Source organism: Aminivibrio pyruvatiphilus, assembly GCF_004366815.1.
In the GTDB taxonomy this organism is placed as follows: Bacteria; Synergistota; Synergistia; order Synergistales; family Aminobacteriaceae; genus Aminivibrio; species Aminivibrio pyruvatiphilus.
In genome coordinates this window covers 1-21,227 of the sequence record NZ_SORI01000027.1, presented here as the reverse complement: position 1 = coordinate 21,227, position 21,227 = coordinate 1, and the positions used below count along the sequence as shown (strand labels likewise).

At 56.1% G+C, this 21,227-nt stretch carries 18 protein-coding genes; 15 read left to right on the top strand and 3 right to left on the bottom strand.

Translation table 11 applies throughout. The features are described from left to right. Positions 1-53: 53 nt before the first annotated feature. The gene (gene paeA / locus C8D99_RS13725) at positions 54-1,361 is read right to left on the bottom strand and encodes a polyamine export protein PaeA (RefSeq protein WP_133959074.1); all 1,308 of its coding nucleotides are present in this window, start codon (positions 1,359-1,361) and stop codon (positions 54-56) included. A gap of 247 nt (positions 1,362-1,608) precedes the next feature. Next, on the bottom strand, positions 1,609-2,298 hold the full coding sequence (locus C8D99_RS13720; protein WP_133959073.1) for a GntR family transcriptional regulator: 690 nt from the start codon (positions 2,296-2,298) through the stop codon (positions 1,609-1,611). 622 nt (positions 2,299-2,920) lie between these two features. On the opposite strand from C8D99_RS13720, the gene C8D99_RS13715 reads away from it, so the two are divergent. The 12 genes from C8D99_RS13715 to C8D99_RS13660 all read left to right on the top strand — a co-directional run bounded on the left by C8D99_RS13715 (position 2,921) and on the right by C8D99_RS13660 (position 16,616). Beyond that, a complete protein-coding gene (locus tag C8D99_RS13715) occupies positions 2,921-4,573 on the top strand; it encodes an N-acyl-D-amino-acid deacylase family protein (protein WP_166670203.1) in 1,653 nt (550 codons plus the stop codon). A 70-nt stretch (positions 4,574-4,643) separates the two neighbouring features. Next, positions 4,644-5,786 (top strand): TRAP transporter substrate-binding protein, encoded by a 1,143-nt coding sequence (locus tag C8D99_RS13710; protein WP_243833954.1) that lies wholly within the window; start codon positions 4,644-4,646, stop codon positions 5,784-5,786. A gap of 126 nt (positions 5,787-5,912) precedes the next feature. Then, the gene (locus C8D99_RS13705; RefSeq protein WP_133959071.1) at positions 5,913-6,434 is read left to right on the top strand and encodes a TRAP transporter small permease; all 522 of its coding nucleotides are present in this window, start codon (positions 5,913-5,915) and stop codon (positions 6,432-6,434) included. After that, positions 6,431-7,771, top strand: coding sequence for a TRAP transporter large permease (locus C8D99_RS13700; protein ID WP_133959070.1), 1,341 nt, complete (start codon positions 6,431-6,433; stop codon positions 7,769-7,771). Before C8D99_RS13705 ends, C8D99_RS13700 begins: the two co-directional genes overlap by 4 nt. A gap of 198 nt (positions 7,772-7,969) precedes the next feature. Next, positions 7,970-9,157 carry a glycine C-acetyltransferase gene (locus tag C8D99_RS13695; RefSeq protein WP_166670202.1) on the top strand — a complete coding sequence of 396 codons (1,188 nt, stop codon included), beginning with the start codon at positions 7,970-7,972 and terminating at the stop codon, positions 9,155-9,157. Beyond that, the gene (locus C8D99_RS13690) at positions 9,154-10,098 is read left to right on the top strand and encodes an NAD-dependent epimerase/dehydratase family protein (RefSeq protein ID WP_133959069.1); all 945 of its coding nucleotides are present in this window, start codon (positions 9,154-9,156) and stop codon (positions 10,096-10,098) included. Before C8D99_RS13695 ends, C8D99_RS13690 begins: the two co-directional genes overlap by 4 nt. A gap of 293 nt (positions 10,099-10,391) precedes the next feature. Then, positions 10,392-10,697, top strand: coding sequence for a 2-amino-4-oxopentanoate thiolase subunit OrtA (gene ortA / locus C8D99_RS13685; protein WP_133959068.1), 306 nt, complete (start codon positions 10,392-10,394; stop codon positions 10,695-10,697). Continuing rightward, entirely contained in the window at positions 10,690-12,096 is a 1,407-nt protein-coding gene (gene ortB, locus C8D99_RS13680) for a 2-amino-4-oxopentanoate thiolase subunit OrtB (RefSeq protein ID WP_133959067.1), read from the top strand. The genes ortA and ortB overlap by 8 nt, the downstream gene beginning before the upstream one ends. 30 nt (positions 12,097-12,126) lie before the next feature. Then, positions 12,127-12,657 (top strand): TRAP transporter small permease, encoded by a 531-nt coding sequence (locus C8D99_RS13675; protein WP_166670201.1) that lies wholly within the window; start codon positions 12,127-12,129, stop codon positions 12,655-12,657. Positions 12,658-12,678: 21 nt separating this feature from the next. Further along, positions 12,679-13,983, top strand: a complete 1,305-nt coding sequence (locus C8D99_RS13670; RefSeq protein WP_133959065.1) for a TRAP transporter large permease — start codon at positions 12,679-12,681, stop codon at positions 13,981-13,983. A gap of 122 nt (positions 13,984-14,105) precedes the next feature. Then, positions 14,106-15,137 (top strand): TRAP transporter substrate-binding protein DctP, encoded by a 1,032-nt coding sequence (gene dctP, locus C8D99_RS13665; RefSeq protein ID WP_133959064.1) that lies wholly within the window; start codon positions 14,106-14,108, stop codon positions 15,135-15,137. Positions 15,138-15,251: 114 nt separating this feature from the next. After that, positions 15,252-16,616, top strand: a complete 1,365-nt coding sequence (locus tag C8D99_RS13660) for an aspartate aminotransferase family protein (protein ID WP_133959063.1) — start codon at positions 15,252-15,254, stop codon at positions 16,614-16,616. 424 nt (positions 16,617-17,040) lie between these two features. Here the strand turns inward: C8D99_RS13660 and C8D99_RS13655 are convergent, their stop codons facing one another. Then, positions 17,041-17,988 carry a D-aminoacyl-tRNA deacylase gene (locus C8D99_RS13655; RefSeq protein WP_166670200.1) on the bottom strand — a complete coding sequence of 316 codons (948 nt, stop codon included), beginning with the start codon at positions 17,986-17,988 and terminating at the stop codon, positions 17,041-17,043. A gap of 138 nt (positions 17,989-18,126) precedes the next feature. Between C8D99_RS13655 and C8D99_RS15270 the strand changes: the two genes are divergently transcribed. From C8D99_RS15270 to C8D99_RS13645, 3 genes are all read left to right on the top strand, one after another. Continuing rightward, entirely contained in the window at positions 18,127-18,390 is a 264-nt protein-coding gene (locus tag C8D99_RS15270; protein WP_166670199.1) for a hypothetical protein, read from the top strand. Between the two features lie 110 nt (positions 18,391-18,500). Then, positions 18,501-19,466: a helix-turn-helix transcriptional regulator gene (locus C8D99_RS13650; RefSeq protein WP_133959061.1), complete on the top strand. Its 966-nt coding sequence runs from the start codon at positions 18,501-18,503 to the stop codon at positions 19,464-19,466. 183 nt (positions 19,467-19,649) lie between these two features. Further along, a complete protein-coding gene (locus C8D99_RS13645; protein WP_208321196.1) occupies positions 19,650-20,921 on the top strand; it encodes an MFS transporter in 1,272 nt (423 codons plus the stop codon). Positions 20,922-21,227 lie beyond the last annotated feature (306 nt).

Below are 21,227 nucleotides of genomic sequence, written 5' to 3'. Positions count from 1 at the left end.
AGGCACTGTGCCCCCGGGGATGTCATTTTCTTCCGAACTGTAAGCCTGCGGAATTACGCGGTCCTGCCTTCCCCGCCGATGCGGGTGACCAGCACCTGGTCGATCCGGTAGTTGTCGATATCCACAACTTCAAAGGCATGGTCGCCGTACTCTACCTTGTCGGTCCGCTTGGGAACCCTCCTGAGCATGTACATGATGAATCCGGCGATGGTCTCATAATTCTCCCACCCCTCGAACTCGTCGATATCCAGGGCCTGCATCACGTCCTCTATGGGGGTGGTGCCGTCCACCAGCCAGGAATTCTCGTCCCGCTGCACGATGAGCTCTTCCTGGAAGGGACTGATGAGCTCGCCCATGACGGTGCTCATGACGTCCTGAAGCGTCAGCAGCCCCACGACCAGGGCATATTCGTTCACGATGACGGCCATGTCTTCCCTGGCGTCGCGGAACCGCTCGAGGGCCTCGAAAAGAGTCAGCGTATCGGGCAGGATGAGGATCTTGCGGACGATGGGGTCGGTCCGCAGGGAGATCTTGCTCCCCTTCGCGATCCTGGGGAGGAGATCCTTGGAGTCCACGTACCCCATGACCGTGTCGATGGAATCCCGCTCGCAGACGGGATACTTTCCGTGGGGCCTCTCCGTTATCTTTGCGTAGAGGCTCTCTTCGGACTCGCCCAGGGTGAGGAAAACGATGTCGTTCCTCGACGACATGGCCGAGGCAACCCCTCTCGTGTCCAGCTCGAAGACGTTGGCGATGAGGTGCTGCTCCTTGTTCAGGAACACCCCCGCCTGGGCTCCCGCGTCGGCCATGGCCATGACGTCGTCCGACGTGATGTCGTCCCGCCTGACCACGGAAATGCGGAAGAGCCTGAATATCGCGTCTGCCAGGCCGTTGAAGAACCAGACCAGCGGGGCGAAGAGCTTCATGCAGACGGTCATGGGGGCGGCCACGGCGAGGGCGATCCGTTCGGGCTCGGTCATTCCTGTTCTTTTCGGGATAAGGTCCGCAAAAAGGACGAAAGCCCCCGTTACGAGGGAGAAGGAGATGGCGAAGGAGACCGTCTGGAGCGCGGGGCCGTCATAGAAGAGCTGCAGCCAGGAGAAAATGTAGGGGGAGAGGGCCGACTCGCCCATGACGCCGCCGAGGATGGCCACCGCGTTCAGTCCGATCTGGATGACCGTGAAATAATGTCCGGGGTTTTCCTGCAGGTCGAGGACTCTCTGTGCCCGGTGGTCTCCTTTCTTCAGCAGGAGCTTGAGCTTGATTTTCCTGGAAGCGGCGAGGGAAATCTCCGACACGGCAAAAAAGGCGCTGACAAGAATCAGGGCAAGAATTCCAAGCACATTGTAGAGAAAAGACATCACGGGTACCTCCGGGGATGAATCCCACACTTCAAAGCCCCGGTCCTTTAGAGAAGGGGGCCGAAAGGGTCGGACAATTCTGACCTCAAAAACGAATACGCTCTATTTTACACGATCCCGGGGGTAACGGAGCTACCCGGAGCGGAAGAAGAGGAGCGCTTCTCACTGAAAGGACTGCCGGATCTCCTCCGGGAAAGAAGCGGCCGCACGTTTCATGGCAGGGGGCAAGGCTCCGCTTCCGGTGCCGTTATCTTCTTTTCTTTCCCTGCTCGAGCCTCATGCAGGACTGAAGGTCATTGGAAGTATAGGCGAGGTGATCGGCGAGGGCTTCCAGGGCTCCCGGCAGGTTCCCCGCGACCACAGCGGCGAGGACGGCCCGGTGCTGCCGCTGGGACTCCTCCCGCATGGAGGCGAGATGGATGCGAATGTTCCGGTCGGTCTTCTGGCGCAGCCTGGCGAGCATGTCCAGGGTGAGGGGGCGGTCGGCGGACTCGAAGAGCAGGTTGTGGAACATCTGGTTGAGGTCTCGCCAGCGGATGCAGTCCTGCTCCCCGTCCATGAGGTCAAGGATCTTCGCCGCGTCGTCCACGATGCGCCTGGTGATGCGGGGAAAGGCGATCTTCAGGAGGTTCGTCTCCAGGGCAGAGACCATTTCGTAGAGTTCCCGGGCCTCTTCCACCGAGAGGGCGGTGACCACGGCACCCCGGTATCCCTGGAAGGTCACCAGCCCCTCGGTCTCGAGCAGGCGCAGGGCCTCCCGGAGGGGAATGGGGCTGACACCGAGCCGAAGGGCGAGCTGGGCCTGGTGAAGGGGCTTCCCCTCTGGAAGAATCCCACGGTAGATGGCCTCCCGGAGCACCCCTGCGATATAGTAGGGCGCCGAACTGTCGCCGCTCATGCGCTCCGCCAGGGCTTCGAGGGTCATTTCTTCGTTCATGGGACAGCCTCCCTGCTTTTGAAAATATATTTTCTTCCATAATAAATATAAGAAATCCTGGAAAATTATACTCCGTTGACAGTTTTTGCGCATTTCACCATACTGACTGCAATGGTGAAATGATGGCCTGATATCATGGCGCTTCAAGTCTGGAGAGAATCACCCCTCCTTTTTTCGGTTTCCAGACGGGAAGCAAAGGAATCATTGAGATTCAGCCGACTTCCTGCGAATTCCAAGATACCCGCAAAGAGGAAACTCCTTCTTTTTTTCAGAGACAAAATTTTTAATTATGTGATTTCTCGATCCTCAATATGCTATTATATCGAATCGAAGGAAACGCCTGCATCATGTTTTTTGTTTTTAACATTCATCAACTCATTGCGTGCGTTTTAACAGGAGTGCTGCCAGAGGGCCGACCTTGCTTCTTTTATATTTTCTTCCCAAAAAACTGTATCAGGAGGTGGTTTGTGCGGTGAGTCTTTCGAGGGGGGCTTCCGGCGGATGTGCGGTTTGATCCGTTTTTCCGCTGCAGGAGTGTCCTTTCCTGAGACGATTTGGGGAAGTCCAGGGGGCAACCGGCGTTAATTCCGGCCTGGAGAGGAAGGAGTACAGCCTCCGTCCATTGAGCCGGGCAGACACCGAAATAGGAAGAGAGGTGCATGTTTTGCTTGATATCTTGTTCCGGGGAGCTAAAATCATCGATGGTTCAGGTGCTCCATGGTACCGCGGGGATGTTGGAGTCAGCAACGGACGAATTGCTATGGTCGGAAAACTTTCAAAAGAAATCGCGAACCGGGTTATCGATGTTTGCGACAGAGTTTTGTGCCCGGGTTTTATTGATGTCCATACCCATTCTGATTTTATCGTTTTCAGAGACCCGGTCATGCTCTCGAAGCTGCGCCAGGGAGTAACCACCCAGATGGTTGGGCAATGCGGTCAGAGTGCAGCTCCTGTTAACGAAAAATATGCGGAACTTCTCGAATCTTATCTCGGGTTCGTCATGGCTGGGACAAAAATCTCATGGAACTGGAAGACTTTCGACGAATGGCTGAAAGAAGCCGAAAAACTTCCCCTTGCCGTCAACATGGCGACCTGCCTCGGACATGGAACCCTGAGAGCGGCCGTTATGGGCTTTGAAGACCGGAGGGCCACTCCTGAGGAAATGGAGCAGATGAAGGCCCATATGAGGGAAGCCATGGAGGCAGGCAGTTTTGGTCTTACCAGCGGCCTCATCTACCCTCCCGGGGTGTATGCTCCAAAAGAGGAACTGTGGAGCCTCGCGGAAGTACTCGCTGAAACCGGAGGGCTATACCTCACACACATGCGGGGCGAATCCGGAGGACTCCTCGAAGCTGTGGCTGAAACCATCGAGCTTGGGCGGCGCGCCGGTATCCCGGTGCAGATTTCCCACCACAAGGCCCTCGGGAAAGACAACTGGGGACTCGTAACACAATCTCTTCAAATGGTTGATGAGGCCAGGGCGGAAGGAATTGACGTCACCATCGACCAGTACCCCTACGATAACTGCAGCACAAGCGTCCGGGCCTGCCTTCCCCCTTGGGCACAGGCGGGTGGAGTACACGCAATTTGCGAGCGTCTTGCTGATCCCGGGACGAGGACAAAAATTGCTGAAGAAATAAAAGTTTCCCTCGATACGTCAAAACCCTGCAAATGGGAAAGCATGCTCCGTCATGGAGGCGGAGCGGCAGGAGCTCTGGTGGTTTACTGCCCGAACACCCCCCAGTGGGAGGGGAAGAACCTCCAGGAAATTTCTGAAGCCATGAATGTTGACCCCGTGGAGGCCGCTTTCAGGATCATCGAGTCGAATAAAGGCAGCGACCTTGCATGTTATGCCGCAATTGGCGACAAGGATATCAAGACTGTCCTCGGCCATCCTGCCACAATGGTTGGAGCAGACTCGATCCCCCCTGCCGAAGGAGCAAAAGCCCACCCCAGAAGTTTTGGAACCCATTCGAGAATTCTTGCCAAGTACGTCAGGGAGGAAAAAACCCTCACCCTTGAAAGCGCGGTCCATAAGATGTCCGGAATGCCTGCGGCCCGTTTTGGTCTGCAGCGGAAAGGTCTGATCCGTGAGGGCATGGATGCCGATATTCTTGTCTTCGATCCGGAAAAAGTCCGGGACAACGCCACATATGAGAATCCCACGCTGTTAGCCTCGGGAATGGATTATGTATTCGTCAAAGGGGTAAAAACACTCGACGGAGAGTCATTTTCCGGCAACGCTGCAGGAAAGGTCATACGAAAAGGGCACTGAAGTCTTATGAGAGTTGTCGCAGAAGGCCTGGAAGAGTTCTCCCGGAAGGACGCCCGGCGATGGAATCCATATGGAATTTTCCCGTGCGGGCGGTTCAGGTTTCCCGGCGTTTGAGCCGAAAGAAAAAATCAAGGAGGCGGAGAGAATGCATAATCTTTTTAAGCGCGTCATATTGGCTTTGTTGGTGATCTGCGTTGTTGCCGGAGTTGCCTCGGCTGGGCCCAAGTATAAATGGTCCTTTGCCCAGCCCTGGACTCGCCCGGTTGCGGACAAGGGCTACCAGCTCTTCTGCGAAAAAGTCAAAGAATACACGAATGGGGATATCGAGATCACCTTTCATTCAAACGGGCTGCTCGGAACCCATGACGAATCTCTCCACGGAGTGCGCGACGGAAGCATTGAAATAGCCACGCTCTCTCCCTATGTCAATCTGGTTCCCGGCGGCATGATGAACTGGATGCCCTGGACGGTCAGTACCTTCGATGAGGCAAGAATTGCCTATGCCTATCCCGACGGCATTCTGTTCAAGGTAATGCAGGTCGCATGGAACGAGGTCGGAGTCCAGATGCTTTTCAGCTGCGGACAGGGCGCATACGGGCTCGGAAACAACCAGCGCCCCCTGAAGCATCCTGATGACCTCAAAAACCTTAAAATGAGGGTTTCATCTTCCCTCGCTTCCGTCCGCTGCCTCGGGAACATGGGTTCCGGAACAGGCATGACCATGGAAACAATTCCCTGGGCAGAAGTTTACAACGCTCTTGCCCGTGGTGTTGTAGACGGCTGCTGGTCCATGTGGCCTTCTCTCGTTGAGGAGCGCCATGCCGAGGTCCTGAAACACTATACTCACGGTCTGCTGAACTGGGATGCCAACAACGTGGTCATCAACAAAGAGCTGTGGGACAGTCTCGATCCGAAGTACCAGGAAGCGATCTACAAAGCCGGAGCCGAAGCCGAGCAGTACCTGAACGACCTGTACGAGGCGGAGGAGCAGAATTATATCAATAAGCTCAAGGCCGACTATCCGAATCTCACCATTACCACGCTGACCGAAGAGGAGAGAGCGGTCTGGCGCGAAAAAGCCAATATGGCCGCAATATGGGAGGAGCTTTGCGATCCGTGGCTTGATAAGCATTGGCCCGGCCAGAAAATGGGCGAGAAAATACGGGCCGAACTTGATGCGGTCAGGGTACAGGCTGCGGCTAAAAAAAAGTAGAAGAACCTTAACAGCAGCAACAGGCTTCCAGGCCTTTTGACACAGGATTGGCCGTGTCCAGACTATGCGGCGCGGCCAATCTTTCATTAAACAAAGAAACTTTTAGAAAGAAGAGGAGCAATACGCATGAAAAAACTGTATTTTTCCTTTGTTGCGCTGATTACGTTTCTTGAAAACCTGCTGTGCGCTTTCGGCATCATTTTTGCCACAACGTTTACCGTTATTCAGATCGTGAACAGGTATTGGCTGCACTTTGAAATCATGTGGATTTCAGATCTTGTCCTCTACGTCTTCGTATTCGCCGCAATTATTTCCATTGCGATAACAACACGAGAGGATGCTCATACGGCAGTCGATGTTTTCATTGAACGGATATTCCGGGGAAAAAAGGCTTCTAAAATGAGCAAAATTCTCATCAATTTTGCAAGCCTCGGAATAATATGGCTTATCATTCCCATTTTCTATGCCTATTTCCTGCGGGCGCTCAAATTCGACGAATGGGGAACCCTGGTTCCATGGTTCAACACAAGCTGGCTCGTGGAAGCCATTTTTATCATGTTCGTCCTGTGCGTTTTTCACATTATTCATAACACGGTTCTTCACATGATCGATCTTTACAGGCTTTTCGGCGGAGGTGGGGAAGAATGAGCATCGGGCTGGCAACGGCTATTTCGGTTTTTATCGGGGGCATGTTTTTCGGAATTCCCATTGCCTGGCTCTTTTTCGGAGCTCCCATAATAGGGCTGGTAACGGACGGTATGAACTACACCTTTATTTCCGGTACCTTCTATCACGCACTCAACAGCGCCACTGTCATGGCAATCGCATTTTTTGTATACGCCGGCAGTCTCATTTCAGATGCAGGGCTCGCAGACCGGATCGTCCGCTTCTCCTACGCCCTGGTGGGGCGCATACGGGGAGGAATGGAGGTCGTCGGAATAGTATCAAGTGTCTTTCTCGGCGCATTGACAGGATCTTCCGTACCCTGCATTTCAGCTCTTATTCCGCTGCTCGTTCCCCGTCTGAAAAAGTACGGATACGAACCGAAATATACAACGGCTCTTCTCTGTTCCTCGAGCTTCCTCGGCTACCTCATCCCTCCAAGCGTTCCCGCGCTGATCTACTGTCTTCTCGCGCAGCAGTCGGTTACGGCCCTGTTCCTTTCGACGGTTATCCCCGGATTGCTGCTTGCATTAGGATATGCGATCCTTAACTACTTCATCTGCCCGAAATATATGAATCCTGCTCTAATAACGGAAAAAATAGACGACACACCGCAATCCCCGGCGGCAAGGATAAAGGAGATTTTGGCCTCCACGTGGGTTGCTCTTCCTGCTCTCGGATGCCCCGCCATAATCCTCATTGGTATATATGGAGGTTTGTGCACACCGAACGAGGCAGGTGCAATTGCGGTCGTATACTGTTTGTTTATCGGATTCTTCGTGTACAGGGAGCTCACTGTGAAGAAATTCTGGTCTGCTACGTTTTCTTCCATTCTGTCGATAGGGGTCATCACCATGCTCATCGGCGGAGGAACAGTCCTTGCGCGTTACCTGATCCGGGTAGGCGCCGCACAGCAGGTTGCGAACTTCATGATGGGAATGTTCAGCAGCAAGGTTATGATTCTTCTTGCCATGAACGTGTTCTTCCTCATTCTCGGCATGTTTCTTGACGGAACTCCCATACTCATCCTCGGTGTTCCCCTGATCCTTCCGCTGATGCAGCAGCTTGAAATGAACCTTGTTCATCTCGGGGCCATAATAATCGTGAACGTGGGACTTGGCGTCGTCACACCGCCGTTCGCCATGTCAATCTTCGTAGGTTCAAGGCTTTCAGGCTGTTCATATGCAGAACTGGTACCTATAATGATGAAGTTCCTGATTTTTGTGGGAATACCCATTCTGCTCCTTACAACATATATTCCTGCTCTGTCCTGCTGGCTGCCAACCGTACTGCTCGGTCCGCAAATGGTAGGTCCCTGGTAAAAAATACTTTTTTCTGTTTTTAAAAATAAAACAGGAGCCTCAAAACAGGCTCCTGTTTCCCGTTTTTCGAGGAAAACAATATATTATCTCACCCTAAAATATATGAAAAACAGGGAAATTATACTCCATTGACAGGAACATCCGCTCATCACCATACTTGGGGCGGTGATTCCCAAAAAACGAAAAGGAGTGGTTTCCATGGCCGTTCCCATGAAGTTCCTCTCGGAAGAGCTTGATGCCATGAAGCAGGCGGGGCTCTACGGCACCATCCGGACGCTCGAAAGCCCCCAGGGGGCGTGGGTTCATATCGACGGAAAGAAATACCTGAACCTCTGCTCCAATAACTACCTCGGTCTCTGCAACGATCCAAGGCTGGTGGCCAAGGTGAAGGAATACGCCGACAGGTACGGCGTGGGCCCCGGCGCGGTGAGGACCATCGCGGGCACCATGTCGCCCCACATCGAGCTGGAGAAGAAGCTCGCCGCCTTCAAGGGAGCGGAGGCCGCCATCGTGGTGCAGTCCGGCTTCTGCGCCAACCTCACGGTGATCCCCACCCTGGCCGGAGGCGCTGACGACCTGATCTTCAGCGATTCCCTGAACCATGCCTCCATCATCGACGCCTGCAGGCTGTCGAAGGCGAAGGTGATCCGGTACGAGCACTCCGACATGGCCGACCTGAAGAAAAAGCTCGAGGAGAACAGCGACGGAAAGGGAAAGAAGCTCCTCATCACCGACGGCGTCTTCTCCATGGACGGCGACGTGGCGAAGCTGCCCGAGATCGTGGAGCTGTGCGAAAAGCACGGCGTGATCGTGGCGGTGGATGACGCCCACGGCGAAGGCGTCCTCGGCAGGGGCGGCCGGGGCATTGTGGACCATTTCAGCCTCCACGGCCGGGTTGACGTGGAGATCGGCACCATGTCCAAGGCCTTCGGCGTCATGGGCGGCATGGCCGCCGGGAGCGCCGTACTTGTGGACTACCTTCGCCAGAAGGCCCGTCCGAACCTCTTCAGCAGCGCCCTCACCATTCCCGACGTGGCCGCGAACCTCGCCTCCGTGGAAATCCTCCAGGAGAGCGAGACCCTGGTGAAAAAGCTGTGGAGCAACGGGGACTTCCTGAAGAAGGAACTCGGGGCCCTGGGCTTCGACACGGCGCACAGCGAGACACCCATCACCCCGGTGATCATCGGCGAGGCATCCGACGCCAAGGCCTTCAGCGCGAAGCTCTTCGAGCGGGGAGTTTTTGCCACCGCCATAGTCTTCCCCACGGTTCCCAGGGGAACCGCCCGCATCCGGGCCATGGTCTCGGCGGCCCATTCCGAAGACGACCTCCGGTTCGCCGTGGAGCAGTTCGCCGCTGTGGGCAGGGAAATGGGGGTCATATCATGAAGAGAATCGTCGTCACAGGGGCTGGGGGTCAGATCGGCGTCGAGCTGACTCCCTTCCTGAGGGAAATCTACGGTGCGGAAAATGTGCTCGGCACCGCCCGGAGAAACATCCCCGGCCCCGTCTCGGAGGGCGGCCCCTTCGAATTGCTCGACGTGCGGGACGGAAAGGCTTTTTCGGACCTCCTGCGTACATTCCGGGCCGACACGGTGATCCATCTCGCCGGGGTCCTCTCCGCAAAGGGCGAGGGCGACCCCCTTTCGTCGTGGGACATCAATGTCTGCGGCTCCTGCACCGCCCTGGAAGCGGCCCGGGAACACGGAGCAGCCTTCTTCTTCCCCAGCTCCATCGCGGCCTTCGGCCCCTCGACGCCGGCGAAGAACACGCCCCAGGACACTCTCCAGCGCCCGACCACTATCTACGGCGTGGCCAAGGTGACCATGGAGCTGCTCTGCGACTACTACCATAAAAAATTCGGCATGGACACCCGGGGGCTCCGCTTCCCCGGCCTGATCAGCTACGAAGCCCTTCCCGGCGGCGGTACCACGGACTACGCGGTGCACATCTACTACGACGCCGTCAGCAAAGGAAGCTACACCAGCTTCATCGCGAAGGGGACCTACATGGACATGATGTACATGCCCGACGCCCTCGCGGCGGTGGTGAAGCTTATGGAGGCCGACCCGTCGAAGCTCGTTCACCGGAACGCCTTCAACATCTCCGCCATGAGCTTCGAGCCTGAGCAGATCGCCGCGTCCATCCGCAAAATGATGCCCGGATTCACCATGGATTATGACGTGGACCCTCTCCGGCAGGGCATCGCCGAATCCTGGCCCGACTCGCTGGACTGCACCGCGGCCAGGGAAGAGTGGGGGTTCGCCCCGGAATATGACCTTGACCGGATGACGGAGGATATGCTCAGCCGCCTGAAGGAAAAGAAGTAAGACAAACATGCCCCCGGGACTTCCCGGGGGCATGTTTTATGTGAATATTATGGTCTTTTATTAAAAAGACGGTATTATTTCCATTGCTGAAACAAATGAAACATTTTAGGGTGTCTGAATTGAAAAATAAGCGGATCTGGTGTATCTTATCAAAAGGACTCCGGTGCCGGCAGAGAAAAAGCTCCAGAACCCCCATGACCCGAAAAGGAAGGAGCCCGGCTTTCCGCACACACCTCCTGGAAACCTCAGTTTTTGCACCCCCTGACGAGAATCACAGAAAGGAGACCGGCATCATGGACATTATCAGAAAAGGAAGCTGGGTTCAGATTGAATGGATCCTTCTGGAACCCGGGGAAAGGCCGGAGCATCTTCCGCCGGAGACCCGCAGGGTTCCCCTCCGGGTAAAGGCAAAAGGCATCCTTCAGGAAGACGCCCCCGTAGGAGAGCCGGCAACGGTGGTTTCAACCTGCGGCCGGGTGCTGAAGGGAACGCTGGTGGCGGAAAATCCCCCCTTCACCCATTCGTTTGGTCCCCAGATTCCGGAGTTTATCGGTCTTGGCGATGCTTTGCGGTCATTATGGAGGAAATCGGATGAATAACACCTATGAAAGCGTCATGGCCCGCAAAATCGAAATAATGAAGAAATCCCTTCTCATGGATTTCGCCCAGTTCGAGCAGGGAAAACTTTCCTTCGACTATGAGGGAATGATGAACCAGTATGGCTATACCCTGGACGAAATACGAAAGATCCAGAGGGAAGCCCACGTAGGCGATACCCCCCTCATTGAGCTCCACAACCTTACACGTACTGCACGGGCTCTTTCTCCGAAGGGAAAGGGCGCCCGCATCATGATCAAGGACGAGGCGGCAAATCCTTCCGGGAGCTTCAAGGACAGGAGAGCCTCCGTTTCGTGCCATTTCGCCCAGGCGAAGGGGTTTCCGGGCGTGGCAGCGGCCACGAGCGGAAACTACGGCGCCGCCCTTGTGTCCCAGGCGAATATCCGCAACCTGAAGACCATCATCGTCCAGGAGGTCTTCGACAGCCTCGGGAGAGGCCAGCCGGAGATCGTCGAAAAGACGAGAAAGTGTGAAGCCCTGGGCGCCGAGGTTATCCAGACGAGCGTCGGCCCCGAGCTCTTTTATTACCTGCTGCGGGTACTTGAAGAAACCGGTTTTTTCAATGCATCTCTGTATACGCCTCTGAGCATCGCCGGCATCGAGACCATCGGCTGGGAAATCGCCGAGCAGTGCAGGAAGCTTCATGGGGGGCTCCCCGCCGCGGTCGTCATTACCCACGCCGGAGGGGGCAACGTCACCGGGACAGCCAGGGGGCTCCGGAAGGCCGGGGCGGAGAATGTGAAGATCATCGGCGCCAGCGTCAACCTGGAAGGACTTCACATGGCCAGCGACAGGGATTTCAACCTGAAATCCTTCACCACGGGACACACGGGTTTCGGGGTTCCTTTCGCCACCTGGCCCGACCGGTCTGACGTTCCCCGCAACGCGGCCCGGCCCCTGCGCTATCTTGAACGGTATGTCACCGTCAACCAGGGTGAAGTCTTCTATATCACCGAAGCCCTGGCCGTGCTGGAAGGGCTTGAGCGGGGCCCCGCAGGGAATACTGCCCTGACGGCCGCTTTTGCTCTCGCGAGAGAATTCGACGAGGACCAGTTCATCGTCGTCCAGGAAACGGAGTATACCGGGGCCGGAAAACACCATTACGCCCAGCTCGCCTTCGCGAAGGAAAACGGGATCCGCATTGAAACCGGGGATCCGGCTTCCGAAAAAGCGGGGGAAACCATCATTTTCCCGTCTCATCCGGACAGGATCTGCGCCCGCGAGGTGGACCTCGATCCGCTGAGAGCCTCCCTTATCAGAAACGCGCTCAAGAACAGGGGGCTCCGTCCCTCCGACCTTTCAAAGACCGACCTGCAGTTTCTGGCCGACGAAGTGAGCCGCGGCACGGATTTCGTGAGCGGCGTGCTGAACTCTCTTTAGATCTGCAGGGGAATGCGAGGAGCTGATGGAATGAAAAAAATGTTTGACATGCTCTGGATTTTTCTTAGAAAAATAGAAAATTTCATAATGATCACCAGCACAATTATCCTGGTCACCCTCGTGCTGACACAGGTCGCCCTCCGCTACATCTTCAAGATGCCCCTCATGGGCGTGGAAGAACTCGCAACCATGACCGGCTTCTGGATGTACATGATGGGATCCGCCTCCGGCGCAAGGGAGCGGAACCACATCAGGGCGGACCTCATCCACTCCGTGATGAAAAACGAGAGGACATACCGGAAGATCCAGACATTCGTCACCCTCATCACATTCATCCTTGCGTGCGTGATGACACACTGGTGCTGGAACTACATCTCATGGTCCATCAAGTCGTGGGAACGGTCTCCGGCCCTGATGATCCCCATGGTGTACTCCCAGATGAGCCTTCTTGCTTCCGCAGCGCTCATGGCGTTCTATTTCTTCATCGAACTGCTCGACAATATCCGCCAGGCGGCAGGGAAACCAGGCCTTGCACTGCCCAAGGCACCATACGATGAATAACGGCGGCGAAGGAGGAACATCATGGATCATATAGCTATCGACCTTCTGATTTTGATATCCAGCATCGTCATCGGGATACCGGTTCCGTTCTGCTTCATGCTGGCGGCCATATACATGGGGGTCATTTATTTCCCCGACTTCTCCTTCCTCATGACCATCGGCTTCCGGGGGCTGAACTCCCTGACCATCCTCTCCATCCCGTTCTTCATCATTGCGGGAGCCCTCATGAGCTCCGCGGGCATCGCCGAACGGCTGACGAACTTCGCCAACTCCATGCTGGGACGTCTCAGGGGAGGAATGGGGGCGGCCAGCATCGTCGCCTGTGCCATATTCGGCGCAATCTCCGGCACCGCATCCTCGGCGGTGGCATGCATCGGCGGCATCATGATCCCGCGCCTTGAAAAGCTGGGTTACCCGAGAGGCTACTCCACGGGGATGCTCAGCTGCGCATCGGTCCTGGGACAGCTCATTCCGCCGAGCGTCCCCATGATCCTCTACGGGTGGGTGACCCAGCAGTCCGTCGCGGCGTGCTTCCTCTCCACGGTGGTTCCCGGAATTATCACCACCACTATTTTCTGCATCATCAACTACTTCATGGTGGGCAGATTCCCCGCCATCAAGGTGGACGATCCTCTTCCGCCGAAGGAGAGAAACAGGCTTGTATGGAAGGCCGGGAAGAAAGGCTTCTGGAGCCTTCTCATGCCGGTGATCATCCTCGGAGGCATCTACGGCGGAGTCACAACGCCGACGGAAGCCGCCGCCGTCGCCGTGTTCTACGCTATTGTCATCGGCTTTTTCGTCCACAAGGAACTGACCATGACCGTGTTCTTCCGCTCTCTGAAGTCTGCGGCCACGACGAGCGGCGTCATCGTGCTCATGCTGTTCTTCGTCACCATCCTCGGCCGCCTGTACACCATGCAGCAGGTCCCCATGAAAATTGCCAACTTCCTGCTGGGAACGTCGGACAACAAGTACGTCATCCTCTTCATGGTGAACATCTTCCTGATCATCATCGGCATGCTCATGGACGACCTGAGCGGAACCATGCTCGCCGCGCCGCTTCTCATGCCCCTCATGCTGAGGATAGGCGTGCACCCCATTCATTTCGCGGCCATTCTCGGGACGAACCTGGGCCTCGGCAACGTGACGCCTCCCACGGCGCCCATTCTCTATCTCGGAGGCAGGGTCGGCAACGTCCAGATAGACGAGTACCTGAAACCGGCTCTTGTATACATGATTTTCGGGTTCCTTCCTGTCATTGCACTGACTACCTATGTGCCTGACCTTTCGCTTTTCCTTCCCAGGCTGATCATGGGAATCAAGTAGCCGGACCTTCATCCGGAAAGACAAAGGGGGGGATAGGAAGAAAAAACGTCTCGAACAGCGTTCAGATCCTGTCGGACCACAATCGGAAGAAACTTTTACGGATCTAGAAAAGGAGGGAAAGCATGAAGTTTACCAGCACAACAAAAAAACTCCTGGTTTGTCTTGTTGCTCTTTCGTTCCTCGTCGCCTTCTTCGGTATTTCTTCAGCTGCGGAGCCCCAGTTCAAAATGCGGCTTGCGCAGGTTCACCCCGTTGACAGCGACTACGACCTGAGGGCGAAAGAATTCGCGAAGAAGGTCTTTGAAGGAACCAACGGAAGGATCCAGATCGACGTCTTCTCGGGAGGAGTTCTGGGAGACTGGACCGAGATATTCGAAATGGTCCAGAGGGGAACCATTGAAATGAGCATGGCCCAGGCCAACGCCAATTTCGACCCCCAGCTGAACCTCGCCTATTACTTCCCCTACATCGTAACGAATGCCAAGGAGGCCCAGAAGGTCTACGGCCCTGACGGCTGGGCCTACAAGATCATCCAGGACCTGTGGGCAAAGCACAACATCAAGGCCCTCGCAGTGATTCCCATCGGCATGTCGGGAGTCTCCCTCAACAAGGTTCCCGAGAAGTTCGCCGAACCGGGAGCGAGCCATGGCCTGAAGGTCCGAGTCATGCCCATCAAGCCGTGCGAGTGGACCTACGAGGCTCTCGGCTACATCGCCACCCCCATTCCCTATGCTGAAGCCTACAGCGCAATTCAGACCGGAATCGCCGACGGCCAGATGGGGGGGCCTCCCTTCCAGGCATGGCAGTTCAAGGACGTGAACAAGGTCTGGATTCAGTACAACGATTTCTTCGAATCCTGGTGGTTTGCCATCAACATGGACCTCTGGAACAAGATTTCCAAGGAAGACCAGGACGTCATGCTGAAGGCGGCCCAGGAAGAGTCGGATGTCCAGTGGGCCCGGGCGGAAGAGGCCGACGAGGAGTACCGTCAGAAACTCGTCAAGGAATACGGCTGGGAGATCGTTATGCTCACCCAGGAGCAGCTTGACGCTGTGGCCGCTCATGTCCGGAAGGTCGTATGGCCAAAGATGGAGGAGATCGTCGGGAAGGATCTTATGGACCGGATCTACAAGGAATCCGGCATAGCCCGCTGATCAAGGCTCCTTAAAGAAGCGGGAGGCATCGGGTTTGCCCGGCATGCCTCCCGCTTTTTTTCCGGCCGTGCGAAGCGCCGCCCCTGAAATCAACTGCAAGGAGATGAACCCGAAATGTTTACCGGAAAAAGAGATATCAGCCGCTGCCTCCGCCTGGTCGAGGAAGACAGGGCCATTACGTCCCCTGCCGCAAAACTGCCCTATTATCCTCTTGTTGTCAAAAGAGGAAGGGGCGCCACCATTGAAGATGTGGACGGAAACACGTACATCGATTTTCTTGCAAGTGCCGGTGCGGTGAACACGGGGCACTGTCACCCGAAGGTGGTTGAGGCGATCCGGAAGCAGACGGAGGACCTCATCCTGTATACCCATGTCTACATGTACCATGAACCGATTATCGAACTGACAAAAGAGCTTCTCTCCATCACCCCGGGAACGTTCCGCAAAAGGGCCTATTACGGCCTGGCTGGTTCGGACGCCAACGACGGGATCATAAAACTGGCCCGGATCGCCACAGGCCGCCCGAAGATCCTCGCCTATCTCAGGGCCTACCACGGCAGCACCTACGGAGCCCTTTCCATGAGCGCCGTGAGCCTGCCCATGCACAGGGGACTCGGACCGCTGCTTCCCGATATTTACCATGTTCCCTATCCCGACCCCTACCGGACGCCTTTCCCCGGAATGACCGGGGACGAGGTCGCAGACTTCGCCATCGAACAGATACGGACCGCCTTTTCCACGAACATCCCGCCGGACGAAACCGCGGCGATAGTAATCGAGCCGATCCAGGGGGATTCGGGTCTCGTGGTTCCGCCGAAGAAGTACATGCAGTCCCTTCGGAAGCTCTGCGACGAATACGGAATCCTTCTCGTCTCTGAAGAGGTCCAGCAGGGATTCGGCCGCACGGGCAAATGGTTCGGCATAGAAAACTTCGACGTGGTCCCCGACGCCATCGTCATGGGAAAGGCCATAGCATCCGGGCTGCCCCTCGGAGCCGTGGTTGCGAGGGCAGACCTGATGGAAAAATGGCAGGCTCCAGCTCACCTTTTCACTGCGGCAGGCAGCCCCGTCTGCTGTGCGGCGGCGCTGGCCACCATCTCCGTCATCCGGGAGGAAAACCTCCTTCAGAACGCGGTGGACGTGGGGGCACGCATCAAAAACCGCTTCCTCGAAATGCAGAAAAAATATGAAATCATCGGCGACGTCAGGGGCATCGGCCTCTCCATCGGCGTAGACCTGGTCAAGGACCGCGAAACGAAAGAACGCCACGGGGAAGCGGCTGCGAAGATTTGCTACCGTGCCTGGGAAAGGGGACTCCTCCTCTCTTTCTTCAGCGGAAGCGTCCTGAGAATCCAGCCTCCCCTGGTAATCACGAAGGAACAGGCCGACAGCGCTATGGACATCATCGAAGAATCCTTTGAGGACTTCTTCGCCGGGGACATCCCCGACAGCATCTTCGAAACGGTCAAGGGCTGGTAGCCTCGGAACCAGACCTCCATTCAGCCCCCGAAAACGATTTCGGGGGCTTTTTATGAGGTTACGGACACCGGGCTCGTCAATCCGCCGGAGAGAGCCTAAATCCGCAGGCAGCGGGGAGCGTCACCAGTGCTCGCTTGGGCCGCCGGTGCAGATTGTCGTCCTTGACAACTGCCCGGGCGATCAACTCGGCTCCCTGCGTTCGCCGGTTGCCTGCCTGTGAAACCGACATCCTTGTCGGTTTCACAGGCCCGGGCGCTGTCCCCCAGGGGATGATCTCTTCGCCCCTGGCGGGGCGAATTCACCTTATGCCCGGCGACACTCCCTCTGCCAGGAGAAGCTGCGGATTTAGGGAGAGGATCTTCCCCCCGGAACGTCTCGCTCTTCGGGTTCTCGCCGTCAGTTTTGCCATAACAAAATATGCTGCTCAATCTGCCCATGGGATCGTCTCCGGACGGCGAAGCGCCTGGTGTTTGAAGACAGGAATGCCGTACTCCGCCCCCAGCGCACGGAAACGGTCTTTATAGACGCCTTTCAGATTGTCATGAAACACGATGCCTTCGATACCTCCGGCAATGCTCCGTACGCAGTTCTCCAGCCGTTCCTCTCCCGACGGCTCCTCGTAGCGGCCGCTCACAAGCCACTGGTTCGCCAGTATGTGGGAGACGCCGAAGGCGCAGTCGTCCCATTCCTGGAAGACCGCGCCGGCAAAGGAGGGGTCGAAGTGCACGCCTCCGGCGCACAGCAGATTGCGCACTCTTTTCCCGTCGCTTGTGAAGACGGAGCCCAGCGACTTCGCAAGCACCTTCGCCGCCCGTTCATCGTTCCAGCTCTCCGGCGAACTGCCGATCTCGATGTCGATCATGGGAACGGGGAACTCGGGAATCATCTCCGGAGCCCCTCCGCCGTACACCATTCCCGACCAGTGGGTAGCCTCCGTGGTAACTCTGTACTCTTCCAGCCCCTCTTCGCGCCTGTAACCCTCCATGGCGAGGAGTATGTTCCGCATATATCCGGGAGCGGCAGGACCGAAGTTGCCGGAGGCGACATCGCCCGTGGTATGGGCGGTGAAAATTTTGTCCGGGGCGTTCTCTCCCGCATGCCACGTGACGATGCCCGCAATATCGCAGTCGGAGAAAGAACGCTGCATTTCCGGAAGGTACCGGACATAGTCGTGGCTGACGACCTTGCGGGTGGGGACGAAGAACACGAGGTTCCCGAACCCGTCCCCGGAACACAGCGCACGATTTCCGTCGACGGAGATGTCCGTTTCCGTCAGGGGAAACGCATCCCTGCTCGCCTGGAAAACTGCCCCTGCTACGTGATCGAACGGGTCGACGCACAGAAAAAAGACGGCCTTTTTTGACGGGAACACACCGAATCCCTCCTCACAATAAAACTTTTTCCTACGCTGCTCCCGCACTGGGCAGCAAGCTCCGCTCCTGGAAAGCTCACGGCTTTGCAGGGTCACCTTCTCCGGTTCTCCGCGTTTGCCGGTTGCCTGCCTTTTGGCATGGTGCAGGACAATATCCTCCAGCCGGACATGCCGGTGCCCCCTCAGCAGATTTTCCATGAACGGTACCTTCTGCGCAAGCCCGATTCGATCCGCTTCCGGCAGACGCCTGAGCAGATCGCATTTTTTGCTTGTCCGCCTGTGCCGGATGCCCTGCGGCAGCCAGCGGTTCCACCCGGACGAGACGATGGGGGAGTGATATACTTCTTCCGTCAGTTTATTCCGAAAAAAGAGCAGGAGGCCCTGTTCATCGCGCAGACCTGACGGGGAGATACTGAACGAAAAAAGAAAAACGACAGCAAGAAAAATCAAGCGGCGCGCTGCCCATCCCCTTACAATACGCAGAGGGTGGCCGGAACGGGGTGAATGGGCGAATGCACGAGTGGCGGCGGCAAATTCAAATAATCGTTGATGAAATCGATGAATGCATTAAAAACCATAATGACGAAGCCTTGACGCTGCGCCGTCTTTCATGCAGATTGGGGTATTCCGAATTCCACACAACGAGGAAATTCAAAGAGATATCGGGAATGCAGTTTCGGGAGTATCTGCGACGGAGAAAACTGGCCTTCGCGCTCAAAGAGGTTCGGGACAGCGAAAAAAGCCTTTTGGATATCGCTTTCGATTACGGCTTCTCCTCGCACGAAGCGTTTACCAGAGCGTTCAAAGGAACATACGATGTCGCTCCGGGCGAATACCGGAAAAACCCCAGGCCCGTTGTCCTTCGCACAAAAATCAACCCTTTCGACCGCTACTTTTTAGGACTGGGAGAGATCGGCATGATGAAATCCACGGACGATGTAAAAATCTACTGTGTCACCATTCCCGCGCATAAGTTCCTGCACATTAAAAACTATGAGAGCAACGGCTATTGGGATTTTTGGCAAAAACAAAGCCGTATTCCGGGACAGGACTGCGAAACCATCTGCGGCTTTCTCGACAGCATCAGGGGCAAACTGGACGACGAGGGCGGCAGCGAGCCCGACAGCGGCAGCGGCCAGATTATGGCGTACATCAATGACCCGGACGGCAGACTCTGCGATTGGGGCATTCCGCGAACGGAGTGTTACGGTGCGCGCCTTCCTCTCCACTATCAGGGAGAAGTGCCGCCGCAAATGCTTCTGATTGATGTTCCCGAGGCAGAGTATATTGTTTTTGAACATGGACCGTTCGATTATGAGCAGGAAAATCGGAGCGTGGAGGAAAAGATCGAAAAAACGATGGCGACGTTCGATTATGCGGGCGCCGGGTACCGACTTGACACTACCCCGGGAAGAATAACCTACTTTTACCATAACCCGGGCCGGTTTTTTAAGTATATCAGGCCGGTGCGGAGGTAAATCCGGGCCGCCGCGGCTCACCCCGCCCGAAAAACTGCCCCTCGCCGCACAAATCCGGGACGGGCTTGACAGGATTCGGTGACCGTGGGTCAATAGAAACAGGAAGCGGCGGACACCGGAGCGCTTCAGTCAGCAGGAGAGAGGGTATTCCACCCGAACTACGGAAAGGAACGTACAAAGAACGTGTTTGCCAAGCCGCCCCCCGCAGAACCCGGACTGTTCACCAGGAACGTCCTTCTTTTTCTCGCAGGCCAGAACGTATCGCTCTTCGGATCCTCCGTCGTGGGTTTCGCCATAATATGGTACATCACGCTGGAGACCTCGTCGGGAGTGTGGATCACCCTGGCCACCGTCTGCTCCCTGCTTCCCCAGGTGATTATTTCCCTGTGGGGCGGAGTCTGGGCCGACAGGTACAACCGGAAGCTCCTGATCATGGTGACGGATGGTTTTATTGCCCTGGCAACCCTGGGGCTTGCCGTCGCCTTCTGGGCAGGTTTCAGGAGCCTGGAAATGCTTCTTGCGATATCGGCGGTCCGCTCTCTCGGCGCGGGAATTCAGACACCCGCCGTGAACGCAATCTTTCCCCAGCTTGTTCCACGGGAGGGGCTCGCAAGAATACAGGGCATAAACCAAACCCTCAATTCCATCTTCATGCTGCTTGCACCCGCAGCCGGGGGAGCGGTGCTCGCTTTCATGGATATTTCATGGGCCTTTTTGATCGATGTTGTCACAGCCGCCGCTGCCATTCTGATCACAGCTTTCATCAGGGTGAAAAAAATCGAACGGGCCAGCGTCCATGATTCCTTCTTCGCCGATCTCAGGGAGGGCATCGTCTACGCTTTCCGCCACCCTCTGCTGATAAGAATCATCGCCTGTTATGCCTGTTCCTTTTTCCTCTTCGTGCCTGCGGGAATCCTCACTCCCCTCCAGATCGGAAGAAGTTTCGGGGGCGGAGTCTGGAGACTCACCGCCAACGAAATAGTCTGGACGGTGGGATCCCTTGCAGGCGGCGTATTCATGTCGCTGTACGGGAACTTCAAAGATAAACCGAAAATCATCTCCCTGTGTCTCGCCGCCTTCGGCACGGCGTTCGGATGCCTCGGCATGGCCGGAAGCTTCCCGGTCTTCCTGGCGATCATGGCGGTTGCCGGCTTTTTCTTCCCGGTCATCGCAACCACCCAGACAGTCTTTATACAGGAGATTACCCAACCGGCCATGATGGGGCGGGTTTTCTCCATAATCCAGATCGTCTCCGCCGGAGCGATGCCCTTCGGTATCCTGTTCTTCGGCCCCATGGCCGATATTGTCTCCGTGGAGTCCATCCTCATCGTCTCCGGAATCCTCCTGGTGCTTGTGGGAGCCCTGTATTACCGGAGCAACAGGAATATAGCAATCCCGTACTCCGGGGAACCCTTCGCTGAAAATAGTGTGACTCCGCCCAAAAAAAACGACTGAACTCAAGCGGTGAGCGTTTCCTCCTATCCCGTCACAAATCCTTCTGTTCAACCCGAATTCCAAAAGTGCTGCCCAAGTGCCCGGCTTCGCCCATAAGGGGAACCCTCCATACGTTATCAGATGAATGGTTTTTCTTTGCAGCAGAAGGCCGTTGACGATCGACGATTTCCCCGGAGAGAAGAAAGCGGAGATGAGTTACGCTTTCGATCTGGAGTTAAACTCATATCTGGTGTATGGACTTTGAAAAATAAGTGGCGTATCCTGCCGATTGGGCTAGCAGGCTCACAATCGACATTGGAGGGATAC

What these genes read in the sequence shown, in the direction of transcription:
- C8D99_RS13695 (WP_166670202.1), top strand. Translation starts at nt 7,970, where the DNA reads ATGGCCGTTCCCATGAAGTTCCTCTCGGAAGAGCTTGATGCCATGAAG.
- paeA (WP_133959074.1), bottom strand. Translation starts at nt 1,361, where the DNA reads ATGTCTTTTCTCTACAATGTGCTTGGAATTCTTGCCCTGATTCTTGTC.
- C8D99_RS13675 (WP_166670201.1), top strand. Translation starts at nt 12,127, where the DNA reads ATGAAAAAAATGTTTGACATGCTCTGGATTTTTCTTAGAAAAATAGAA.
- ortA (WP_133959068.1), top strand. Translation starts at nt 10,392, where the DNA reads ATGGACATTATCAGAAAAGGAAGCTGGGTTCAGATTGAATGGATCCTT.
- C8D99_RS13670 (WP_133959065.1), top strand. Translation starts at nt 12,679, where the DNA reads ATGGATCATATAGCTATCGACCTTCTGATTTTGATATCCAGCATCGTC.
- C8D99_RS13705 (WP_133959071.1), top strand. Translation starts at nt 5,913, where the DNA reads ATGAAAAAACTGTATTTTTCCTTTGTTGCGCTGATTACGTTTCTTGAA.
- C8D99_RS15270 (WP_166670199.1), top strand. Translation starts at nt 18,127, where the DNA reads ATGGTGCAGGACAATATCCTCCAGCCGGACATGCCGGTGCCCCCTCAG.
- C8D99_RS13710 (WP_243833954.1), top strand. Translation starts at nt 4,644, where the DNA reads ATGGAATTTTCCCGTGCGGGCGGTTCAGGTTTCCCGGCGTTTGAGCCG.
- C8D99_RS13720 (WP_133959073.1), bottom strand. Translation starts at nt 2,298, where the DNA reads ATGAACGAAGAAATGACCCTCGAAGCCCTGGCGGAGCGCATGAGCGGC.
- ortB (WP_133959067.1), top strand. Translation starts at nt 10,690, where the DNA reads ATGAATAACACCTATGAAAGCGTCATGGCCCGCAAAATCGAAATAATG.
- dctP (WP_133959064.1), top strand. Translation starts at nt 14,106, where the DNA reads ATGAAGTTTACCAGCACAACAAAAAAACTCCTGGTTTGTCTTGTTGCT.
- C8D99_RS13690 (WP_133959069.1), top strand. Translation starts at nt 9,154, where the DNA reads ATGAAGAGAATCGTCGTCACAGGGGCTGGGGGTCAGATCGGCGTCGAG.
- C8D99_RS13660 (WP_133959063.1), top strand. Translation starts at nt 15,252, where the DNA reads ATGTTTACCGGAAAAAGAGATATCAGCCGCTGCCTCCGCCTGGTCGAG.
- C8D99_RS13650 (WP_133959061.1), top strand. Translation starts at nt 18,501, where the DNA reads ATGCACGAGTGGCGGCGGCAAATTCAAATAATCGTTGATGAAATCGAT.
- C8D99_RS13700 (WP_133959070.1), top strand. Translation starts at nt 6,431, where the DNA reads ATGAGCATCGGGCTGGCAACGGCTATTTCGGTTTTTATCGGGGGCATG.